The organism is uncultured Arthrobacter sp., from assembly GCF_902805515.1.
Taxonomy (GTDB): domain Bacteria; phylum Actinomycetota; class Actinomycetes; order Actinomycetales; family Micrococcaceae; genus Arthrobacter_D.
On record NZ_CADCTE010000031.1, the window covers coordinates 1 to 1,363 of the forward strand.

1 protein-coding gene is annotated in these 1,363 nt (G+C 63.1%); it reads right to left on the reverse strand.

The genetic code is table 11. The features are described from left to right. Nucleotides 1-1,168, reverse strand: a 1,168-nt coding sequence (gene fdhA, locus QZX79_RS02735) for a formaldehyde dehydrogenase, glutathione-independent (protein ID WP_294564303.1), incomplete at its 3' end; no start/stop codon positions are given. Nucleotides 1,169-1,363 lie beyond the last annotated feature (195 nt).

The following is a 1,363-nucleotide window of genomic DNA, read 5'->3' on the forward strand; positions in this document are numbered from 1 at the left end:
CGGAGTCGAACTCCTTGTATCCCTCCGGGGCCTCGTCCAGGGAGATGACGGTAGCGTTGACGGCCTTGGCGATCTGGGCCTTGTCGTTCAGGATCGACATCATCAGCTCGCGGTTGTACTGCATGACCGGGCACTGGCCGGTGTAGAAAGCGTGGCTCCTGGCCCAGCCGAGGCCGAAGTCCATCTTGAGCGCGCCGTGCTTGGCGTCCTCGTCCACCCCTCCGGGGTCCTCGGTCACGTACAGGCCCGGTATGCCGATGCTCCCACCGGCGCGCGTAATGGTCATAGCATCGTTCAGCACCGTGGCCGGGGCCTCTCCCCCTTCCGAGCCACCCCCGCGTGCCTCGAAGCCGACGGCGTCGACCGTGCAGTCAACTATCGGTTCACCCACGATCTCAGCGATCTGATCCTCTACAGAGGCATCCTGCGTGATGTCTAGCGTCTCGCAACCGAAGCTACGGGCCTGGTTGAGACGTTCCTCGAACGCGTCGCCGACGATGACGATTGCCGCGCCCAAGAGCTGCGCCGAGTGGGCCGCCGCGAGGCCGACCGGACCGGCGCCCGCGACGTAGACTGTCGAGCCCGTCGTCACGCCCGCCTTGATGCAGCCGTGGTAGCCGGTCGGGAAGATGTCGCTGAGCATGGTGAGGTCAAGGATCTTCTCCATCGCCTGGTCCTTGTCGGGGAACGGCAGGAGGTTGAAGTCCGCGAAGGGGACCATTACGTAGTCGGCCTGCCCGCCGGGCCAGCCGCCCATGTCCACGTAGCCGTAGGCCGAGCCGGGCCTCTCCGGGTTGACGTTGAGGCAGATGCCGGTCATGCGCTCCTTACACGCCCGGCAGCGCCCGCAGGCGATGTTGAACGGGACGGAGCAGAGGTCGCCCTCTTTGATGAACTGGACGTCGTCGCCGACCTCGATCACCTCGCCGGTGATCTCGTGCCCCAGGGTTTGTCCCTGCGGCGCCGTCGTCCGGCCCCGGACCATGTGCTGATCCGAACCACAGATGTTAGTCGAGACGATCCTCAAGATCACACCATGCGGGGCCGAGGTGCTCCTGTACCCCATGTTACTCGCCACGTACTCGGGGACCTCGAGCTTCGGGTAGCCGATGTCCTCGATCGTTACCTCGCCCGGCCCCTGATAGACCACGCACCTGTTGTCCGCCACGGAGATCACTCCTTAAATGAAGAGAATTGCTCGAAACTGTAAAACCTGGTCGGGGACAGTGTCCCCACGGTTGGGCTTTTCCTTGTCTACCTCCTTCCCCAAAGCGCCATCCAACGGCACTATGTATACCACGGTACCAGATGAGTAAAACTCGTACAATACCTACTTGCGCAGTGGGAGCTTCTCAACGAATCG